The sequence below is a fragment of the Sphingobacterium sp. UGAL515B_05 genome (genome assembly GCF_033097525.1).
Classification (GTDB): Bacteria; Bacteroidota; Bacteroidia; order Sphingobacteriales; family Sphingobacteriaceae; genus Sphingobacterium.
The window spans coordinates 434,982-456,948 of sequence record NZ_CP109907.1; the positions used below are offsets into that span (position 1 = coordinate 434,982).

General features: G+C 40.2%; 19 protein-coding genes. 7 read left to right on the top strand and 12 right to left on the bottom strand.

The window, feature by feature from the left end; all coding sequences use genetic code 11:
- Positions 1–258: 258 nt before the first annotated feature.
- The 10 genes from OK025_RS01705 to OK025_RS01750 all read right to left on the bottom strand — a co-directional run bounded on the left by OK025_RS01705 (position 259) and on the right by OK025_RS01750 (position 15,734).
- Positions 259–1,005 carry a hypothetical protein gene (locus OK025_RS01705; RefSeq protein WP_317668079.1) on the bottom strand — a complete coding sequence of 249 codons (747 nt, stop codon included), beginning with the start codon at positions 1,003–1,005 and terminating at the stop codon, positions 259–261.
- 38 nt (positions 1,006–1,043) lie between these two features.
- Complete coding sequence (locus OK025_RS01710; RefSeq protein WP_317668080.1) at positions 1,044–3,809, bottom strand: sugar-binding domain-containing protein; 2,766 nt, start codon at positions 3,807–3,809, stop codon at positions 1,044–1,046.
- Positions 3,810–3,895: 86 nt separating this feature from the next.
- Positions 3,896–5,683 (bottom strand): glycoside hydrolase family 2 protein, encoded by a 1,788-nt coding sequence (locus tag OK025_RS01715; RefSeq protein ID WP_317668081.1) that lies wholly within the window; start codon positions 5,681–5,683, stop codon positions 3,896–3,898.
- 28 nt (positions 5,684–5,711) lie between these two features.
- Positions 5,712–7,274, bottom strand: a complete 1,563-nt coding sequence (locus OK025_RS01720; RefSeq protein ID WP_317668082.1) for a DUF4832 domain-containing protein — start codon at positions 7,272–7,274, stop codon at positions 5,712–5,714.
- Positions 7,275–7,886: 612 nt separating this feature from the next.
- Positions 7,887–8,891, bottom strand: a complete 1,005-nt coding sequence (locus OK025_RS01725; protein ID WP_317668083.1) for a S41 family peptidase — start codon at positions 8,889–8,891, stop codon at positions 7,887–7,889.
- Positions 8,892–9,093: 202 nt separating this feature from the next.
- Positions 9,094–11,646, bottom strand: a complete 2,553-nt coding sequence (locus OK025_RS01730) for a tetratricopeptide repeat protein (RefSeq protein ID WP_317668084.1) — start codon at positions 11,644–11,646, stop codon at positions 9,094–9,096.
- 229 nt (positions 11,647–11,875) lie between these two features.
- A complete protein-coding gene (locus OK025_RS01735) occupies positions 11,876–12,322 on the bottom strand; it encodes a nuclear transport factor 2 family protein (protein WP_317668085.1) in 447 nt (148 codons plus the stop codon).
- Between the two features lie 561 nt (positions 12,323–12,883).
- Positions 12,884–13,330, bottom strand: coding sequence for a nuclear transport factor 2 family protein (locus OK025_RS01740; RefSeq protein WP_317668086.1), 447 nt, complete (start codon positions 13,328–13,330; stop codon positions 12,884–12,886).
- Positions 13,331–13,944: 614 nt separating this feature from the next.
- Complete coding sequence (locus OK025_RS01745; RefSeq protein WP_317668087.1) at positions 13,945–15,159, bottom strand: hypothetical protein; 1,215 nt, start codon at positions 15,157–15,159, stop codon at positions 13,945–13,947.
- Entirely contained in the window at positions 15,156–15,734 is a 579-nt protein-coding gene (locus OK025_RS01750) for an RNA polymerase sigma factor (protein WP_120335478.1), read from the bottom strand. Before OK025_RS01750 ends, OK025_RS01745 begins: the two co-directional genes overlap by 4 nt.
- A gap of 163 nt (positions 15,735–15,897) precedes the next feature.
- Between OK025_RS01750 and OK025_RS01755 the strand changes: the two genes are divergently transcribed.
- From OK025_RS01755 to OK025_RS01770, 4 genes are read left to right on the top strand one after another with little or no spacing between them, the layout of a single operon-like run.
- A complete protein-coding gene (locus tag OK025_RS01755) occupies positions 15,898–16,755 on the top strand; it encodes a hypothetical protein (RefSeq protein ID WP_317668088.1) in 858 nt (285 codons plus the stop codon).
- A gap of 23 nt (positions 16,756–16,778) precedes the next feature.
- Positions 16,779–17,186, top strand: a complete 408-nt coding sequence (locus OK025_RS01760) for a cytochrome c (RefSeq protein WP_317668089.1) — start codon at positions 16,779–16,781, stop codon at positions 17,184–17,186.
- A 10-nt stretch (positions 17,187–17,196) separates the two neighbouring features.
- A complete protein-coding gene (locus OK025_RS01765; RefSeq protein ID WP_317668090.1) occupies positions 17,197–17,748 on the top strand; it encodes a YceI family protein in 552 nt (183 codons plus the stop codon).
- A gap of 19 nt (positions 17,749–17,767) precedes the next feature.
- Positions 17,768–18,709 (top strand): DUF5777 family beta-barrel protein, encoded by a 942-nt coding sequence (locus OK025_RS01770; protein ID WP_317668091.1) that lies wholly within the window; start codon positions 17,768–17,770, stop codon positions 18,707–18,709.
- Positions 18,710–18,880: 171 nt separating this feature from the next.
- On the opposite strand, the gene OK025_RS01775 is transcribed toward OK025_RS01770, so the two are convergent.
- Positions 18,881–19,066: a CsbD family protein gene (locus OK025_RS01775; protein WP_046672091.1), complete on the bottom strand. Its 186-nt coding sequence runs from the start codon at positions 19,064–19,066 to the stop codon at positions 18,881–18,883.
- Between the two features lie 128 nt (positions 19,067–19,194).
- A complete protein-coding gene (locus OK025_RS01780) occupies positions 19,195–19,590 on the bottom strand; it encodes a hypothetical protein (RefSeq protein WP_317668092.1) in 396 nt (131 codons plus the stop codon).
- Between the two features lie 327 nt (positions 19,591–19,917).
- Between OK025_RS01780 and OK025_RS01785 the strand changes: the two genes are divergently transcribed.
- The 3 genes from OK025_RS01785 to OK025_RS01795 all read left to right on the top strand — a co-directional run bounded on the left by OK025_RS01785 (position 19,918) and on the right by OK025_RS01795 (position 21,960).
- Positions 19,918–20,283 carry a hypothetical protein gene (locus tag OK025_RS01785; RefSeq protein WP_317668093.1) on the top strand — a complete coding sequence of 122 codons (366 nt, stop codon included), beginning with the start codon at positions 19,918–19,920 and terminating at the stop codon, positions 20,281–20,283.
- Between the two features lie 78 nt (positions 20,284–20,361).
- Entirely contained in the window at positions 20,362–20,892 is a 531-nt protein-coding gene (locus OK025_RS01790) for a sigma-70 family RNA polymerase sigma factor (protein ID WP_317668094.1), read from the top strand.
- A 42-nt stretch (positions 20,893–20,934) separates the two neighbouring features.
- Positions 20,935–21,960 carry a FecR family protein gene (locus OK025_RS01795; protein WP_317668095.1) on the top strand — a complete coding sequence of 342 codons (1,026 nt, stop codon included), beginning with the start codon at positions 20,935–20,937 and terminating at the stop codon, positions 21,958–21,960.
- The last annotated feature ends 7 nt before the right edge of the window (positions 21,961–21,967 follow it).

Consider the following 21,967-nt stretch of genomic DNA (forward strand, 5'->3'; position numbering starts at 1 on the left):
CGAGAACACATTGTCCCAAAAAAAAGACGAAGCAAATTATCAGACTGTATTTATTCATTTACCGATGCTACTAAAGCTGTTTAAATTTCTATCCAAGATTTACGCTTGCCAGTTACGATCAAAATATCCTGCTGCTAATTGTTGATCAGTGGTTCTATAAACTTCGATTATCATACTATTAGGCAATGAGCTTCGTCGAAATTCTGGTCTCAGCTCTTTTTCAGCTTTGCAGATCCATGCGAAGCCAACAGTACCAATTTACTTAAAAACGGGCGTTGGGGACAAACTTATCTTCTTTTGCTGATTATTTTTGAGTTCAAAGATCACAAGCTCATTCTTTCCGGGTTTTAAATCCGCCGAAGGAATTAATATCGACTGCTGTTTTTCTTCCTCCCAGTAAGATCCCAAATATTTTTGATTTAACCAGACCTCGCCCATTCCCCATCCTGTCATATTAAGGTATTTGTTTTCGGACAGATGGTGTTCGAACTGACCTTTGTAAAAACCGGGACTATCATTAGCTGATCTTTGTTCAAAAACCAAATCCTTCAGTGGATAATTACGCGCCGTTAAGGGGATCATTTTCCAGTCTTGAAGGTCGTTTCCGTCTAAAGTAATGGTGCCAAATAGCCCTTTTGAATTATCTGTAATTTCTGGTCCGTAGGTAATTCGACCAATATTCTCGACATAAAATTGAAGCAAGTGTTTGCCTGGATGTGTTTTGATGGCTAGTTTTTTACTCTTATCTGTCAGGCTCCCCTGTTCCTTACCGTCGACATAGACCACGGCATAATCGCGTACGTTCTCCAATTCAAGCTCTTCGCTTTCGGCATCAGTATTTATCTCGGTCTGATAAAGTACATAGCCTGATTCGATGTCCAAATCATTAAAAGATAATGCATTTTTCGCCTCGACAGCCTTATTATAAACCTGGTTTACAGACGCTTTCTCTTCTAACCTAATTTCCTGTGCCATGAGGTTCTGACCCAAAAAAAGAGTCATCATAGATAATATCATTGTTCTTACCATTGTGTAAATCTTTCTTATTTCTCTAAAAATGATTGAATAAAGGTCTCATCAACGGCCACTTGCGGCGAGAATTTCTCACTTTTTACATAATTATCGATACTGTACAACAATTGTTGGGTAGCGGGACGGTTATCCATATCATTTTTGGTATCCAATGCCAGTACCAGCAGTTTACCGCCGTGCAGTTTGGCTTCGAAACCAATACCCAATTTCTGGTTGTTGTCGTAGCTGTCGATGACCTGTATAAAGGGACGCAGTTGTTGTGGTGCATGTTGCATTTCGATTACTTTCGCATGGTTCAGGATATCCCACCATTGCCAATCGGTATGGTATGAAGTAAGAAAATCCTTAAACATGGCCTGCTTATGATGGACCAGGTTGCCGATGGTCATCGGTGCCCATGCAAACATAATGGGGTTCCAAAAATGATTGTGAAACAGTGACTTTCGGCCTTTAACCTGGTCTGGAGAAGGATAAAGAACCACGGTTTTACCCTGGGCCAACTGCCTTTTGGCAACATCATCGTAGACATCGGTGTACAATACATTAGCTGTAGACTGCATCAGATGTTGATGCTTTGGATATACCCAAATGTCCCAGCTATTTTTAATGCTATCGTTCACCGCAAGATGAACCGTAACTTTTTGAGTGCTGATGTTTTTTAGGGGAATCTCAAATTCACCTACCGGCGATACATTTTCGTTGGCAATGGTTTGCTTTTTCAGCGTTCCCTTTTTCAATACGTTGCCAGCGGTATCGGTCAACCACCATTTAATTTTCGCATTTTCAAGTGCAGAATTGCTAAAGTTATATACCTCGGCTTTACCCCTAAATGTTTCTGTGTTGAAAAAACTGCTTTTATCGTAGCGCAATAGAGCGACCGTTGGCGCGCAAAACTCGCTGAATTTTTCTGCTGTAACCAATCCTTTCGAATCCCAGAAAGGATCAAAGATCCCTACCGGCGCGTACCCTTGTCCCGGAAAATCGTTCATTGACAAGAGCTGGAAGCCCGCAGATTTACCTGATCGCAACAGGGCTTCGATCACGGCTTTGTACTCCAGCACGGTCAACGCACCAGATGCTCTGAAGAAATCCTTTGCTTGGTCCAACATGCCATTTTTTTGTAATAGATCGCTAAATACTTCAAAATTGCGGGCCTCTACGGGACTGTTGGCATATTTCTTTATTTCATCAAAGTTTGGATAAATACAACGTTGCCCTGACTCGTGTGAAATGACGGGCACATCTACATCAGATTCCAAATTCTTGTCCCAATCGGTACCGGGCAGACCTTCGTATACCTTCACCGGCCCTTTATTGGTTTGCTGGGAAACGTAATATTGATCTGATTTAACCCGTGTTCGTGCCGTAGAACCGCTGTAAAGATGGCGGGGATCAGCTTTTCTGCCGTAGGCAGTCAACTCCTCGATAAAGTCGAAGTTCCCGGTAATTTCATTTCCGTTGCAGTACAGAACAAAAGAAGGATGGTTGCCATATTCTTTTAAAATAGCTTTAATTTCCCTACGGAAGAAGTTATATCTAGACTCGTCGGGTTCGGCATCTTTGCCCCACATAGGCATTTCCACTTCAAAATATATCCCATGTTTGTCTGCCATGCGAAAGGCCGCCGCCGGCGGGCACCATGAATGGAATCGTAAATGGTTCATGCCATACGTCTTCATCAGCACCATGATTCGTTCCCAATTGGCATCGTCGAGCGGAGCATGGCCTGTTTTTGGAAACACTGCATTTTCTACATTGCCCCTTAAATGGATGGGACGATTATTGAGCAACACATGGTTTTTTCCTTGTTTTACTTCTCTCATACCAAAGGTAGTAGCCTTTTCATGCCGATAGGTATTTTTGCCGTCGGAGGTATTCAGTTGACAATTTATTCGATAGAGGTTTGGGTTAAACTCATCCCACAGTTTGATATGCTTACCTAATGGAATAGTAGTCTCTACGAAGGCCACCGAATCGGTACTTACCAATGCAACTTCATCCTTAAGGCTGTAATTTGTTCCCTCGATGGCGAAAGATACTTTGCCCTTTACCTGTTTTTTGGTCGCATTATTTACCTGTAGTTTTACTTTTATGGACTGATCGGCTATATTTGGATATACCTGAAGATCTTCCAGATAAACTGGGTCTATAGCCAGCAGTTTTATTTCTCCTAGAATTCCGTTCCAGTTAATCTGCGTAAATTCAGTATGCGCATGGTTCCATTTATGGGTGTTATACTGAAACCGGTTATCGATACAAATGGTTATGCGATGCTTCTTTCCCGGCTTTACAAATGAGCTCAGATCGTGGTTGTGGGGCACACTTACATAATCGATACTGCTAACTTCCTTGGTATCTACAAAAACTGAACTCAACCAGTGGGTCCGTTCAAAGTATAGGAATATTTTTTTCCCTTTCCATTCGGCAGGGATTTCAATATCACGTTGGTACCATGCCGGTCCCATATATTCGTATTTTCGGGTCAGACGGTCGATATATTTATAGGGATTTTTATATCCTATCTGATAATCATCGGTAATACCGGGAAGCTTAATTGTTTCTTGCAAAAGATGGTTATAGCGGGGAGACAGCGAGCCTCTACGGAAATCCATCACGTCCGTCTGAAACCCCCAAGTGCCTGATAAATCGATAGCATCTTGAGCCTTTAACGAGGCTGCCTGCAGGAAAAACCCCGTTAGGCACATCATTTTAAAGTATTTATAGATGCTTGTCCTGTATTCATCCATTTTGTGTTTCGATAGTTTAGGTGCTTTCATTCTTTTCGGTATATTATTTTTGTAGGCATCGAAAAAATAGTGTCAATGTGATGCTTCTCTTTAAGCTCGTTTTCGGAATTGAATTCTTATTTATTATCATAATAATGCTTCATCAGAAACCAGGCTTTCTTTCGGTAGCCTTGGTCTGAGATTAATCCTTTGCGGTTCCAGCCATCTTGGTTGGTCGGATGAAAACGGAACGGCGAACGGAAATCAAATAGCACCCAGGGTGAAGTTCCGCGCAGGTTTGGAATATGCTTAAACATTTCGAGGTTGTTTTTGTATAAAGTCTCTTGGTAATCTTCACTCCATGAGCTGACGACATCCTTTTCGCCCGTTTTACCATACAGCGCCTCGCCTCCAAATTCAGAAATAATTAAAGGCTGGCCTTTTGCCACATCCCATACTGCTTTATCAGGAGAAACTGGCCAGGAGTGGTACCAGCCTAAATATTTGTTAACAGCTACGACGTCCAATTCTTTTGTAAAAGGATCATCCATAACAAAGGTTTCCTTTTCCTTATTGAAACGAACAAGATCAAAAGCAGCGGTTATAAGTCTGGTCGTGTCAATGGCTCTGCATGTAGCAATCAAATGCCTGATAAAAGCATTTCTAGGCTGGGACGGTTGAGTTTCATTGGCTACCCCCCAAAAAGCAAGTGCGCAACGATTTTTGTCTCGAGCGACCATTTCTCGCATCATTTTACCGGCTTTCTCTTTGGTCGATTCATTTTCAAAATCGATGCCTTGCCAAATGGGAATTTCTTCCCACAACAAGAAACCCATTTTTTCGGCCATTCTCACGATATATTCATTTTGTGGATAATGCGCCAAACGAATCATATTACAGCCCAAAGCTTTCGCTTCTGAAAGCAGCATCACTGCATCGGCCTGTGAAAAAGCACGACCTTTGCGCTGAGGTATTTCCTCATGAAATGAAATGGACTTGAGAAAAATAGCTTCGCCATTCAGAAAGATATCTTCCCCTTTGACCCAAATATTTCGAAAACCTATTTCCTCCTCTATTTGATCATCGTGTGTTGAAATCTTCACGTTATATAGTTTAGGTGCAGTAGGCGACCAACGTTTGATTTCTCTCGATAGGAATGACGTTTTTACTTCTCCCTGCGCATCTGTTTTAAGCGTTTGTTTTAGTTGTAGTTCCGGTATTTCGATAGTTACCAAGGAATTGGCCATCTTTTCCGAAAGTTTGACCTTCGCATTGATTTTATCGGCTTTGGTTTTGTCCAATTGAACAAAATAATCGTCGATAAAAACTTTTGGCGTGCTGACCAAAAAGACATCTCGGGTGATGCCGCCATAGTTCCACCAATCAAAGGCCATTGCCGGAATGGCATCAACTTGCCGGCTATTATTTACCTCAACTACCAAAAAATTATCGTTTTCTTTAGCTGCATCCGTTATTTCAATCTGAAAGGGGGTAAATCCACCTTCATGTTGTGCTATCTCCTGTCCATTGAGATATATGCGACAACGGTAACTTACAGCAGCAAAATACAAGAACAGCCTTTCGCTACTTTCTTTCACTGCATCAAACTTGCGGCCATACCAGATGGTACCTTCGTAATATTTAAGTTCAGGCATTTGACTGTTCCAATCTGAAGGTACATTTAAACGGAGACCATTCTCGAAAGCGTATTCATAAAAATCAGTCTTGTTTTCGGGTTTTTTATTCAGGTAGACTTGGTTTTTTCTTCCCTGGTCGTATAAGTCTACAATAGCGTTCCACTTTCCATTTAAGGATTGAGCTCGCCTATCATACACATTGGCCATATTTTGCTGTGCAACAAGGTTGGAGGTTATCAGACTAAAAAAAAGAGACAATATCAAAGATAGATTGATCAGCTTTATCATAATAGGTGTTAGTTCTTAATAAAATTTTCTATTTTACCTGCAATTCCGACAGCTTTGTCCAACCCTGAGCCGTTAAATATCCATCAAGAGCAAGTTGAATTGCCGGCTTATTTTCCCTGGTCGTATCGACAATGGCGACAGCCCAGCTGTAAATTCCTGCAGGTAGATCTACTTTTGCATTTAATTCATAACTCGAAGCAGCACCTTTCAACCAAGCAGACGGCTCACTCTGACGATCTACAATAATTTTTTTGACATTCCCTTTGGCATCTAACAACGCAAAAGCAACTTTATATTTGTAGTTCCATTGTGGAATATTATTAGGTAAATAGCCCCAGCCCATATTCTGCCAACGATGGGAAATTAGGGCTACCTTACCCCGCTTGATGTCTTGTGGCAGGCTGATTTGGTCTGGATATACACGGTAACCTCCTTCTGAATTAAACCGTTGAACCAAATCAAAGGACTTAAACCAAGATTCAGTTTCTCCACCTGCTCTAAAGTCCATCATATTGACATGGGCTTCGGCCGACAGGTCGAACTCACCTTTCCTCACATCCTCATCATGACCTTCTCTATATTTCCCACTGGGGTCTGTCCAGTAGCGGTGCTTACCTGGAGCGATAATCCAGCCTCCTTCCATAATGATAGGACGCTTAAAATTCCATTTCCTGGCGAAATCCTTTTCCCAATTCTGGTAATAGCCAGTCATGCCAAAAGCATCTTGGCGAAGGCTATACCCCTTATCAATAGCTTTAACCAATAAGCGTTCACTATTCGGGTTGACGGCTCCCCAACTTTCGGGATGACCTACCAGACGATGGTAGTTGATGACCAAAGGAACTTTTGTAAATGTGTTAGCATATAAACTGGTCACCCAGTCCAGGGTTTCCTCCTTTATTTTTTCAGTACTTTCGGGCGTTGCCATTCTAGGATCTTCATAGACAACATAATGTGCTTCACCCCATTTTCCCAAGCCATAGGCATCAATAAAAGAGGTCTTTTCAGGATCATTAAATTCCTTGGCCAAAGCTGTAATAAATTTGGAATAGTATTTTCTAAATACCGGATCCTGAGGATAAGGTGTTTGTCTATCGGGATGATTTTCATTTTCCAAATAATATTTGGCTCCAAGGTCAAACACAAATTTGGGTGTATTTTGGCCTTGGTCGCGACCATCTACAACAATACGGAGCGCTATGGGCAACCCTCTCTTTTGCGCGCCTTTAAGGAGCTTTCCTATTTTAGAGTTTGGATCATCCCAGGCATAAACACCGTCACTGGGATTCAGCGAAGACCAGCTCGTGCGTACATAACATGCCGAAGCATAATCGATGACCTTTACCTTTTTACCCAATGCTGGCACAAAATATTCGATATCCCAATACGTATCATCGGCATTACGGGGAGCATACATTACCCAACCATTTAAAGGGTTGCGCAAGACTGAATGACCATCGTATTTTGGCTTTAATAAAATATACCCGGAGTTCCTTGCACTGCTTTTCCCTTCATTCTTTTGAGAAAAACCAAGCGATGCAGTAGTGCACAATAAAAGCGTTAAAAAAAAAATTATGATCCAATTTGACATTATCTGTTTGTTTATCATTTCGTATCTGAACATATTTTCAAGTCTACTGGTTATTGGTTATTGTATTCTATACTATATTGGTCTTATTTAAATCAAATTGATCTAATGGGACGACACAAAAATAGCCACAGCAGATTTCCGCTAGGGTATTGATTTGTTCAAAAAAGGTTCGTTTTTGTACAAAATTGGGACAGGAGCATAGTTTTTTATATTTGATGGAGCGATTTTGGATCTTCCATCCTTGCTCATGATGGCAACTGTTCTTATTTGATGACTAAGGACTGTGTCACACTAAATTTCTCTTCTAGGAGCTTTAAACTAGCAAAATGAAAAATTTGCTGAATAGCGAAGATAAATGGCAGAAATGAGAAACATTACTTTTCTCTTTTATAAAATCTGATTAGCAAAAAAGCTATTGTAATCGTCTGATCGTTTAATAATCTCTTTCTAGTTCAGTGATAAATAAATTAGGATTGTCAACGGCATACCTTAACCATATAGAGTCTCTTTCGTGTATATTATTAGGATTAATAGACCATTCAAAAAAGACCTCCTACGGTAAGACTCACAAAAAAATATTACATAAAACCAATTTAAATTTGTCCATTACAATTAAATACCTTTGGCTTTTAAAAGCTCAAGTGCCTTATTAACAAATACTGGTTTTTGTTCTTTTATAAAATGATAACGTTCTTTAAAAGTGTTGATTTTTTCAGGGTAAACTACATCAATCAGGATATCCGGATCGATGCCTTCGCCAACAGCATAAGATTTCCCTTTTCGATCATGAAGCAATGCTGTCATTAAATTAACAGAATAACCTTTGTTTATATAGTAAAGCTCATTAGCTGAAGTTAAACCACAGGTTTTTGTTCCGATGACAGTGACGTTCTTTTGCCCCAAGAAATGACTCGCAGTGATCTCACCGGAACTTGCTGTAAGTTCTGAAACCAAAACGATAATTGGTATTTTATTATTTTTAAGCTGCTGCCCCTGCACTGTATCAAATTTACAGTATTTGGCTTCTATGCTATTGTCTATATATAAACCATTTTGAGGAATTTGAAATTTATCTACCAGAATCTCATTACCATCTTTATCCCGCGTCCCATCAAAATAAGAAAAAGTCTGGCTGGTGTCAATTAAACTATGGAAAGGAATAACCATGGGCACAAAACTACCGCCGTCATTTTCAGTTAAATCAATAATCCAGGCCTTGGGTTGTTTATCATCCAGTTCACGCATTTGTTTCTGTAGGGTATTGAGGTAACGTCTGTGTTCTAGTAGTACTCCAGGAACATTAATGTATGCATACTTACCTTCGATCATGTGATGCTGAAAATTGAGCGGGGACATACCTTCTTGTTCATATGTTGTATTAGCGATCATTTTGATCAATGCTAATTCATCGGTCGTATCTTCGACGCGCATGGCTCGAGAGTGATGATCTTCTAATTCGGAAACTACATTTTTAAATGTCGGCAATAACGAATCGATTTTATCAATAGCAACTGCTTTTAACTTCGTCTCTCTACGTAATTTATCGAAATCAACTTTGCTACGCATAAAAGAATGGGTTGCCAAGGTATCGATAAATTGATCAACCAAGTTGTTCACTTCTTTATTTTGAGCACGACAAATACTGAAAACGAAAAAACAGGTAAAAAAGAAAATGAGTCTGTACATGGATTAAAGATTAATTAGTTTTTAAAACTAACAAATATCAGCCATTATAGATCGATTAAAATAAAACTATTTAACCGCATTGAAAAAAAAGAAATCCTCAAAATAATAAAGATCCCGAATTCAAGACGGGGTATTACTTCAATTTCTGCAAGCGTTCTTTTGCTGATGGGACGATATCATCATTTTTTTCGTAGTTATCAATAATACTTTTCAATGTACTCTTCGCCTGAAAGGCATTGCCTTTTCGCGCATAGGCATCGGCAAGTAATAAGAAGCTCTTGGCTACCCAGTATTCTTGTGCTGCCCTATTGTTGATTACATCAAAAGCTGTTTCCAGCGCTTTATCGTATTCCTTGTTATCATACTGTAATTGTCCCACACGGTAACGGGCCTCCGCGCCGATCGCCGATTGGCTTTTCAGCGCAGCCAGGCTGAACTCTTTCGTAGCAGACGCTACATTCTTTTCTTTCAATAAAGCTTTTCCACTGTATAAATGTGCCTTAGCAATTTCCTCCTGTGTTGCACCAGGATAATTCTTAACCAGGCTCGCATACTTGGCCATTTGCTCCATATCGCCGAGTTCGAAGTAACACACCATCAGGTTCGTTACTGCGTAGCCATAGTTCTTTTTATATTCCTCATTGAGTTCCAATTTTTTAAGATGCACAATAGCCTCATTGTATTCTTTAAGATCCAGATAGAGCGCAGCCACCGTCAGCAAGGTATTCTCTGAATACTTGCTCGTCCAGTCGTTCAGAATAATATTTAGATCGTGTAATGCTTCCTGTGGGTGCCCCGTACGGTACGAACTCACCCCACGGATATAACGGGCAAATTTTTCTTGTCTGGGTTTTGGAAATTTATCAAAATAGGCGTTGATCGCCTCCACTGCCGCTCCGTATTCGCCTCGGGCGAATAGCGACTGAGCCGCCTGGAAAGCCATGTTATCTAGCTCTGCTGGACTCAGATTACTGACATTGGTACCGACAGCATAACGGATATAGCTCGAAGCATCCCCCTGATCAAGGTAGATATTTTCAATAAAACGCATCGCCTGCTCCGCCTCAGCAGTTCTGGTGTATTTCTCTACTACTTTTTGGAAGGTGGCTTTCGCCGCTTCGGGTTCATCGTTATTGTACTGCACGAGCCCAATCGTCATTAAGGCACGCGGAATATAACTACTGCGAGGGTACTTTTCAACCATTGCCTGTAGTCCTTCGATCGCACGGCCATAATCACCCATCGTGAAATAAGTGTAAGGAATTTCAAAGGCTGCATCATCCGCATAGTTCGAAGATGGAAATTGTTTCAGAACGGACCGCAGCGTACTGAGCTTGGTTTCGTTGTTACCTTGCAGACCAAATAAGATACCGCGCTGGAATAAGGCATAATCCTGATTGGGCGCTTTGCTGTTGATCAGCTGATCGTAATATCTGTTGGCCCGGCTGTAATCGCGCAGACACAGGTAGGAATCGCCCAGACGTGCAATAACATCATACCGTATATTCTGATCCACTGTGGTTCCGCCAGCGGTCAGAAAGCGTTCAAAATAATCGGCCGCCAGCTCAAAACGGTTGTTTCGATAGGCCGCATAGGCCAATCCATAATTGGCATAATTATACAGGCTGCTATTCCGCGCATCGGGCAGGCTTAGGAACTGAGAGAAGTTTTCTACCGCTTCGCCAAATTTGCGCACCTCATACATAGCCTCTGCTTTCCAATAAGTTGCAAGAGCGGCCATTTCGGCATTGATAGGAAACTTTTCCGATCGCATAAACATGGATATGCTATTCTCGAAAGCGCGTTCGTTATAAAACTCCAGACCGCGGTAGTAAGTTACCTTTTGATAGATCGCATTGACTTCCCGCCCCCGCTCCCTAAGCGATTCCAGCATACTAACGCCGGCATGGAAGTTGGTCGTTCCACGTAGAATTTCAGCGGATAGTGTTTCGGCACTTTCCTTTCTTTTTGAACCCGGATCGACAGGTTTCACTTCTTGGGCGATATATTTTTCGAGGACTTTTTGTGCAGCCTGGGTGGAGTCCATTGCAAGCAAGATTTTAGCATAGTTAAACAGCGCATCGGCTTTCACTTGCTGGTCTAAATCCAGTTTTGTCGCTTTGACAAAAGCATTTCGTGCCGTTTGCTTGTCGCCAGTCTCCAGAGCGATATGGCCTAATGTCATGATCGCCCCCTGATAAAAGGCATCCGAAGGTTTTATGGCCTCCAACATACCACTTGCTCTTTTGTATTCGCCGGCGCCGTAAGCCAGATAGCTGATGCGATAATTATCGATATTACTTTGCGAAGCGTCTGGGTGCCGTTTCATCAATTCGTGATAATAGGCCTGTTTGTATTTTTGTTGTGCTAAATAGGTAGCTGTGGCAATCTGGCGCAGCTCGGTTTCGATAGCATCGCGGTTGATATGCGTCATATCCGGACTGCGGCGCACCTTAACCGCATCGGCCAGCATAGGCCGGTAGTCGCGTACGACATCAATGGAATCCATGGTCTGAACCTCTCCGCCGCCACCTTGCACACTGTTTTGCTGTTGCTGTTGTTTCTCTTTCTTTTCTTTCTGCTGTTTCCCCACTTCCTGTGCATAGCCTGTTACCAATAAAGCCGAAAGCGTCCCAGTAAAAAGGTATTTCAGGTAATTGTGACCGATTCTTTCTTTCAATATCATTATTCGTCCGTATTTCTGAATTTTTCCAAACGTTCCTTTGCCGAGGAGACAATAGGGTTATCCCTAACTAGTGTATTCAAAACTAAAGAATTCCAAGCACATTCGGTAATTTCCGCCTCATACTTGCTTCGTTTCGACTATTTAAAACAAAACACACTATTTCATTGCTCTACCGGCAACTGAATTTATACAATAATGGAGCCAAGAAGAAAAAATAAAAACCTAGCTCTTATTGATAAGAATGGACTGACTTGGACACCTGCCAACCGCCATTCTCATAAACTAAAGTCACCAGATCAGTCATACTGAAACCATCAAATTTCAATACAATCTTTGCAACCATATAATCTGCGGATTTTTCGACGATCTTGATATGCGTTTTACAATTTAAAATTTCACCCTGCTGTTTCTTCAACGATTTAATCAAAGTCTGGCGTCCATAGGTCTGCGTCTTGAAGGCCTGGATTTTTTGGATAAAATCTTCCGCAAACAACTGCGCTAGACCAACAGTTTCTCCAGCTGTCGTTACAGCAACATAATGCTGCAAAGTGAAATCTGCTGTGGAAAGATTAACACTAACTTTTTCTGGTTTTGATACTGGTTTTTCAGCTGCTATGACAACTGACGATAAGGCGATTAAAGCTGCTGCTGTGAATGTTTTTACAATTGTTTTCATATTATCTTTTTGTTCTATTGTGTTAGTTTATATACCCTTTGTTGATGCAAAACTGGCGTTCAATATGCCGCTAGCCTATGGAATTTAGACCAACAATCTACGAATCCCGGTGACTGGCAGCACCCTTATTTGTTGTTTTTTGCTTGCTATTTCTTTGGTGTTTCTCTGGTGATTCTTTGGTGTTTAATTGCTGTTTCATTGGTCTTTGTTCGGGCCTTCTTTGGACTTGGTTTGGGCTTTGTTTGCCGATTCTTTGGTGATTCTTTGGTGATTCTTTGGTGATTCTTTGGTGTTTAGTTGCTGTTTCATTGGTAAAAAAGCAAAGAAACAGCAAGAAAATACGTAATTATAAGATAACTTGGTTCCAAGCATAAGTAAGCATATGTCCCAAAAAAAGCAATACTGACTAGTATATTCACGAAATATTCACGAATAACTAGACGGCTTTTTAGATCGCATTTCATACGTGAAAGCCAAAAAAATATACTGTTCGCAATAGCATAAAAAAAACCACATCTTGCAATGTGGCTCTACAACCTATATATTGAATTAGAATGACTTCTATTTATACGAATTGATCGATTTAGATACTTTCCAGTCGTTTCCTTCACGGACAAAAGTCACTAGATCAGTCTTTGTAAAATCCTCAAATTTCAAGGTCACTCTAGCCACCATATAATCTGCGGATTCTTCAAGGACGTCTGTACCCACTGTACAGTTTAGCTTCTCGCCTTTTTGTTTTTTCAAGGACTTAATCACTTCACTGCGGCTATTTGACGTCAAGTTTGCCGTTTGGATTTTTTGGTTAAAATCTTCGTCAAACAGTTGCTCTACACCAGCCGACTCACCTTCAGTCATTACCGCAACATAGTGCGCTAAAGCAAAGTCTGCTGTTGATAAGTTAACGTTTGTTTTTGCTGATTTTGATCCGGGGCCTTCAGCTGCCATAGTAAATGTGGAAACTGCGATTAAAGCTGCTGCTGCGATTGTTTTTACTAGCGTTTTCATAATATCTTAATTTTATTGTTTTAGTATGTTATTTAAATAATTTGCTATTCAATTGTGATGAAGCTATCATGAGCATTTCCATCGATACTCATGATGGTTTTTGTTCTTATTTGTTGATTCAAAATTACTACTCTAGATGCTTCTTGCTCACAGACTTTAGATCAACAACGGGTAAAACTCGGTGAATGACTGAAATGAAAAGGTGAACTTCAAAATGCATAAAGAACTTAAGATCAATTTTATTAGCTCCGTGCCAAATACCATACCAGTTGGCCCCAAGGTTCATTTGTGCCTTTTAAAGCCCATTATGGGCGATCTAAGCTCTTCTTCAAAAAACGAAATGTACGTATGCGAACAGTTATTAACCGAATTGTTCGCATACGTACAGGACATTAAAATGAAATAGAAGTCTAATTTTCTGTGCATTTTGAAGTGAATGACGATATACGGTAAAAAAGAAACGTACTTATTTGCCTGATCAGAAAGCGTACTTATTTGCCCGATCAGACAGATCAGGCACCAATTTTTTTCGCGGGGGACAAACAGGCTAGTAACAGGGTACAAGCTCGCTAAACATAGGTTTAACTGTTCATCATCGATGGAATATATCGGAATTACAAGCTCATTCCCAAGGTAAAAGCCACCCCTTTAGATTCCAGGTCCACATTTCCGTAGCCTATCCCTGTCAATGGCATTTTAACAAAAGGTTTTACACCGATGTTAATTTTATCATTGATTTTCTTCTCAATAGAGATCGAAAAATCGGCAACACCGAAGATATGCTGGTTCTCTCCATTCACTTCATAGACGGCACTTTTCTGAGATCCGCCGTAACTACCTCCGTTTTCATAATCAAAGGTGTATTTTTCCTTTAGCATAAAATAGCTCGAAAGTCCAGCGCTAACATTAAACTTTACTTTTTTACTTTTCAATACCGTATAACTTGCAGTCAATGGTACATCAATAACATCACATACCGCACTCACATTGCTCGGCAATTGCGTCATTTCGGGTGAATTTGATGGCGCATAAAATTTATAAGCTGACTTATAATTCTTTTTAGCATAGGTGGCTCCCACAGACACACTTAATCCTTTTGTAAGGGGATGAGAATAGGCAAAACCGATATTCTCACTAAGTGAGGATTTGCCTGCTCCACGTACGCTTGTGAGATCTGGTCCCGCCAAGAAACTTACAACAGACCGTTCTCTTTCCTGAGCTTCGGATCCGATACCTTCTTTAGGCTGATAGATGGCTGCCAGACGCTCCCCTAGCCCTTCAACCGGTTCTTCTCTTAAGTTGAAATGAGGCAATCTCTGATTGTTATAGTCCATGCGTGGAATTGTCACTAGCGTGTTCAGCTTTCTTTCTTGCACCCATATCGGATTTACTTCAGCGATCTTTGTTAAACGAATATCCTGCAGTACCACGGTTGCATTCGGTATCAGATGTGGATTGTCCGCGCGTTTACTCGGTTCAAATACAATCCCGCCATGATTCCGTATGGTTTCGTCTAGCGAATTCTCCCCGGGTTGAACAGTTTTGCTCTCCGGAATCTCTTTTTTCGGCAAAATACTGGCCTCATTTATTTCACTTTGTAAATTATTCGATTTAAATAACGCGCTATTCCAAATAAAAAAGATAGTTAAAACCGCAGCGAGCGTGGCTGCCAGGGTCATTAAAACGACTATCTTGTGTCTCTTTGAACGTCTTTCACTGTCTAACCGCGATTCTATATCTTGCCAATGTGATTCATCAAAGTCAAAGTTAGTATCACTTAGGCCCTCCTTAAATAGCTCGTCAATCTTGTTCTTATCCTTTTCCATCATCTTTTCTCTTCAGTTTTACCAAATTTTACACCTTGAACTTCCACCATTTCTGCCAGTCGGCCGCGTGCCTTATGCAGATTAGATTTTGATGTTCCAATGGCAATACCCAACATGCCACTAATTTCTTCGTGTCCATAACCATCGATCGCATAGAGATTGAACACTGTCCTGTAGGCAGGTGGAAGCTGCTGTACCATGGCCAATAAATCTTCATAGTTTAACTTTTGACTGATGCTATCATCTTCAACAATGGTATGCTCATACATGGATACATCGACCAAAATGCCCTGTTTAATCTTTGCTCGATAAAAATCAATTGCGGTATTTGTCATGATTTTTTTGATCCATATGGAAAAAGGTTTCTGGAAATCATATTTACTGATATTTTTAAAAACCTTGAAAAAACCTTCATTTAAAATACTTATGGCATCCTCTCTGTGATTAGCGTAACGCAGACATATCCCTAAAGACATAGCGTAGTAGATAGTATAAAGATCTTTCTGAGCCCTGCGGTCCTCATCAATACATCCTTTAATAATATGGATAGATTTTTCGTCAACTTCTGTTATCGCCACTCGCTATTGCTTCTTTCTTTTGATAAATATAGTATTAAGTCTAATACGAGTAGATAATCGAAAAGGTTGCCTGCAAAAAATATTTTTTTTCAGCCCGATTTCAAAGCAACCATTCCTCTTAGGTCAACGTAATATCAAGACAATATTCTAAAAACATACAGTTATGAAATCAAACAAAAAACAAGTCAAATTAACCTTTATAGCTGGTCTATTGACCTTAGCGATGTTTTCTGCATGTTCAAAAAGCGATGGTGAGCCTGGCAATGTCGAACATAAAAACAAGGGCGTGCAAATGTCTGCCAATACACAGTTTGGCAATATTCTGACCGATGCCAACGGCAAAACACTCTATTTCTTTTCGAATGATACAAAAGGAACTTCAACCTGCAGCGGTAATTGTATAGCCACCTGGCCGGTTTATTACAGCAGCGAAACAAGTACAGACCTGAAAATTGACAAAAGCCTGCTCGGTGAAATAACACGTGAAGATGGTTCCAAACAAAGTACATATAAAGGCTGGCCTCTTTACTACTATGCAGGCGATAGTCAATCTGGTCAGGTGAAAGGAGATGCTGTCAATAAAATATGGTACGTGGCCAAACCAGATTATTTACTCATGGTGGCCAATGCACAACTTATTGGACACGATACTAAAAACTATTTAGGTGACTACACCGAAGGAACCGGAAAAACAATTTATCTGACAGATGATAAGGGCAGAACCTTGTATGCCTTTAAACCCGACAAATTCAACAAAAACAATTATACTGCTGCAGATTTCAGTAATGATGCGACCTGGCCTATCTTTCAAAAAGAGACGGGAGCTCTGCCTTCCCTTGTTCGTACAGCTGACATTGCTGTCATTACCGTCTATGGAAAGAAACAATTAACCTTCAAAGGATGGCCCCTGTATTACTTCGGCCAGGATATACAACGCGGAGACAACAAAGGAATAAGTTTCCCACGCGTGGGTGTTTGGCCAATCGTAAATGACAACACAGCCGTTGCTCCTGCTAACTAAGTCAAGACTAACTATTCAAACTTATGGAACAAAATCTAAAAACGACAGATCCTTGCCTCGGCGCACATCGTTACTTTGTTATTTCACTTTTGACCTTAACGGTTCTCTCGTTGTCGGCCTGTACCAAAAAGCAAGCACAAGAACTTACAACCAGCCCGGATAACGGAACTGAAACGGTGACAGTCCAGAATGTGTCCTATACGAATTTTTCTAAAGCACTCTTTGAAACGAAATGTAGTTCATGCCACGCAGCAGGACGTTCGGCCAGTGGACGATGGACGTTCAGTGGTTATACCTCTGTCAAAGACCATATTGCACAGATCAACAATGTAGTACTGGTGGCCAAATCCATGCCACTGGGCGGCTCACTCACAGCAAAAGAAATAGAACTGCTGGATGCATGGATTAAGAGAAATTCACCTGAAAATTAATGTTATACCTATGAACAAAATCAACATTTATATAGCGCTCTTTATGCTGCTTATTAGTATGAAGACATTTGCTCAACAAAAGGCTTCCCTTGTTTCAAAAGAGACCAGCATCAGCTTTTTCAGTAATGCACCATTGGAAGACATCGAAGCCAAAAGTATCTTGGGCGCTTCGGCTATGAACCTCCAAAGCGGAGATATCATCTTTCGGGTAAAAAATACATCTTTTCAATTTGACAAAAAGCTCATGCAAGAGCATTTCAATGAAAATTACATGGAAAGTGATCGATACCCCCTATCAGAATTTAAAGGTAAAGTCGAAAGTGCAGACAAATTAACAAAGGACGGCAACTATACGCTGAACGTAACGGGCACACTTCTGATCCATGGGGTTACCAAACCTTTCAGCACCAAGGCTGCATTTATTGTTAAAGATGGGACATTAAAAGCTGTTGCAAGTTTTCAGGTAAAACTCGCCGATCACAAAATTCCTATTCCTTCCATTGTCGGAAAAAAAATTGCTGAAGTAGTAAAAATCACTATTGATGCGACCTACAAACCATAATTACTCGAATTCATTGCAAATGAGAAAAACACTATTTATACTCCTGTGCTTTATTTCCACAACGTTACTTGCTCAGGAAGACCTTGATAAATTAATCCATATCGATGGGGATAAAAATGAAAAAGTCACTGCAACCTTTAAATCCGGTAACCTGATCAACCTCAAGACGACAGAAACAATTCACCGACATGAAATGGACTTTAGAGTAGATCACCGTTTTGGCGATATCGCAGGCAGCGCCGGTGGAGGGAAGAATTTCTTCGGTCTCGATAATTCGACCGACATCCGAATCGGTTTTGACTACGGTCTATTAGATAATCTAAACATTGGAATCGCTCGCGCGAAGGGTGCAACAGAGGTCAGACAACTCTTTGAGGGGAATGTGAAATACCGATTTATCGAACAGACGGTCGACAATAATGTACCTGTTTCCGTTGCTTTTTTTGGAAGTACAACCCTATCTGCCATGGAAGCCAGCCCGGATAAATCTTCGGCAGCAAGCTTTGAAGACTTCAATGACCGATTGAGTTATGTGACGCAGCTCATCATTGCCCGTAAATTTAGCTCAAATCTATCGCTTGTTGTAGTCCCAACCTATCTTCACCGAAACTATACAGCTTATAACGATCAGAATGATGTATTCGCTCTTGGTATTGGTGGGCGGGCTAAGGTCAGCAATAGGATCGCATTAGTAGCAGACTATACATTACCTTTCCGAAAGTCGGCGAACAAAAAATACCATGAAGATGTAAGCGGACAGCATTACTATAATGCATTAGGTGTCGGTTTGGAAATGGATACCGGAGGCCATATCTTCCATCTCAACTTTACCAATGCCACCGCATTACAAGAATCTCAGTTTATTAGCGAAACAAATAGCTCTTGGGGTAAGGGACAATTCCGTTGGGGATTTAGCATTGCTCGCCGTTTCAATTTTAATAAAAAGAAACCTATTGGATAAAAAGCTATTCAAAGCAAAAAATAAAATGCTCAATCGGGGACTTGGAAAGAAAAGAATCTATCCAAAACAATAGGAATTCAAAATGCTTAAAAGCCTCGAGAGTGATATGGCCTTAAATAAAAAAGCGGATAACAATACTGTTATCCGCTTTCTTATCACACAAAATTAAACCTACAAATCATTTAACCACTTATTTACCTCATCTTGTGTTTTACCAGTCTTCTTTTGAAGTTTACCTACCAACTCGTCTTCTTTGCCCTCGGCATACAATAGATCATCATCAGTAAGATCTGCATATTGTTGTTTTACCTTACCTTTGATTTCGTTCCAACGGCCTTTCCATGTTAATTCGCTCATAATTATTTTCCTTTTATTGTTTATTAATAGAACAGTATCGTACAGCTAATCGTTTAAAAAATAATGTTATAAAATGTTAATACTATAACATTCACTTGATAAACAGGCACTTTCTATTCTTCGTAGTATTATTTCCGGTTACAATTGGCCGTCCATACCTTGCTGTCTTTTGTATAACCAATTGTCAATTTACCGGCATCAATACGGATAACTCCTGTACCTGCCGAACCAATGTTGACCAAGACGTTATCCTTTTTTTCAAAATCTACGCCGTTGAGATTTGGAATGCCATTACCAAAAGCGAAATTATAGGTATCGCCAACTTTTGTTACGGTAACTGTCCCTTCTGCAGCGGCAACATCATTGTCATTGTTATTTATATCATCATACGAGATCGTGCCTTCATATTTACCAACAAAAAGATCGTTGTCGGCCGGATCATCGTCTTTGCTACATGATGTAAAACCTACCAATACCGTTAAAATAAGCATACCTAGTCCCAGTGTTTGAATTAATTTTTTCATACGTCGATGTGTTAATGTGAAAACTCTATTTTATTACAGCTGGGTAAAATTCAAACTTTATGCCAGTCCAAATTCAGTCTTACAAACACCCGTATCAAACACCCAAGAAGGGGTATAAATACCGAACTAGCGAATAAATACACAACGATCGTATACAGATATCCGTTAAATACCCCATTTCTATTAATAAGTCATTATGATTTTTTTGTATTTTTAAGACCATAATTGGTTTTTCCTACTACATTGGAGTAATCTAACTCCAATGTAGTAGGAAAAACCTCCGGTATGATACATGATTAGATCCCATATAAAAAAACTGCCTTATTTATGAAATTATTTTCCGTCTTTCTATTTTTCATTGCCCTCCAGTCTTGCACCGCTCAGCGGATAGAAAAAAAAGAAAAAGGCTCTTTGTTTATCAATACATCAATCCCCGCACATAGTTCCTTAGCCATCTCAACCGAAGATGCCAGTCTATTTTCCATTGCGGCTAAAAAAACGTCGATTGGTCGGCTAAAAATTTTGAATGAATCAGAGGAGATTGAGATGGAGAAGAACAAAACATACACACTGAATGTCAACCAGAAAGGGAACATCGTATTCCTAAATCAATCCGATCAAGAAACTAATATCAAATTGAGAGTCTATAACCATACATCGAAGATCATTCAGAAAACAAATCTCATCCACTAGAAAAGAGGCAAAATATTTTTTAAAAAACTTGGAGTGAAAGCGCATTATCGCTAAATTCATTTATTCCAAGCCTACACTATGGAAATCAATTATGCGCTTATCGTTCGAAGATTCGAGGAATATTTTGACCTATGGAGTTCCAAAGTATACCAATATGCAATCCATAAAACCAAATCTTCTTACCTAGCCGAAGAAACTGTACAGCGTGTATTTATCAAACTCTGGAAAAATATGCGTGACAAAAATATCGATGCCACCGTAGAATCCCAGATTTTCTGTATCACCCGAACTGTGGTGATCGATCTGGTCAAGGCGGAGTATAATCGAAAGAAACTTCTGGATCACGATCAGACATTTGTCTTGCGCCATAGTCCTCAGGATGATTTTTATGCCAAACAACTTACATCCACACTTCATGAAATTGTCGATAAACTACCGGAGAAACGCAAGGAGATTTTTATGCTAAGCCGGTTTTCTAATCTTTCACATAAGGAGATTGCGGACAAGCTGGCCATATCGACGAAAACTGTGGAGAACCAATTGACACTAGCACTAAAAACCATTCGAAAGGCTTTACTGTTCAGTATGCTGGTGCAAATTATTTTTTAATTTCTTTGGGGGCTACCTCATTTTCAATCGTAATCTTTATACATGAAGATTACAAAAACACTCATCGACAAATACCTAAGCGGTAAAGCCAGTGCGGAAGAAATTGCCGCAGTAGAAAATGCGCTGGCCAATAACGAGTTTTATTGGGAGGATTTTATGCCGGAAACGGAATGGCAAGCATATGAGGTGGATTCGGATTTTAAAAACCAAAAGGAAATAAAAGCGCATATTTTCAAACAAATAGGGCAAAAAAATAAGAATCGTTTCAGCTGGTTAAAATATGCGGCGATTATCTTCTTCATTGGAATAGGAGCCTGGCTGGGATTAAACCAAATCGATTCTCCTAAACATACCACCGCATATCGTAACTCTAAGAAAGTCCAGCCCACACTGCAGGAGCAACCAAGTAATTTATATTATATCAATTCAGGTAATACCATTCAACAAATTGCAGTTCCAGACGGTTCTACGATCGACCTATACCCCAATTCTGAAGTAAAATTCAGTTCAGATTTCACAACGATTAGCGCGCGAGAAATTCAATTAAAAGGTAAAGCCAAATTTACGGTAGCAAAGGATAAAACAAAGCCTTTTCGCGTTCATACGGCAGATTTGACAACAACCGCACTTGGCACTGTTTTCAGTGTGGAAGAAGGTGGCAGTGCGGTTACCAAAATAAAACTCTATGAAGGCCGTATTGAAGTCAAAAGCAATCAGCATCCTGAAAATAAACAGACCTTAAATCTACAGTTTCAACCCAACGAAGAAATCAGCATTGATCGCAAGCTACAACAGATCATTGCCGAAACCCGAGTCAATACTTCTCAATCCAGCAAAAGGGGGTCTTACTTAAAAACTAGCGGACAGCTGATCTTTAAAAACCTCCCATTGCAAGATGTACTTCACATCATCAGTCATAATTATGGCCTTAAACTAAGCTTTGAACCTAAAGATATACAAGATAAATACTATAGTGGAACGTATAAAAATACAGCATTAGCATACGTCAACATGCTAGCTGATATCCAAGCACTCCATAAAATAACCATTCATGTACAAACCGAATAACATTCAC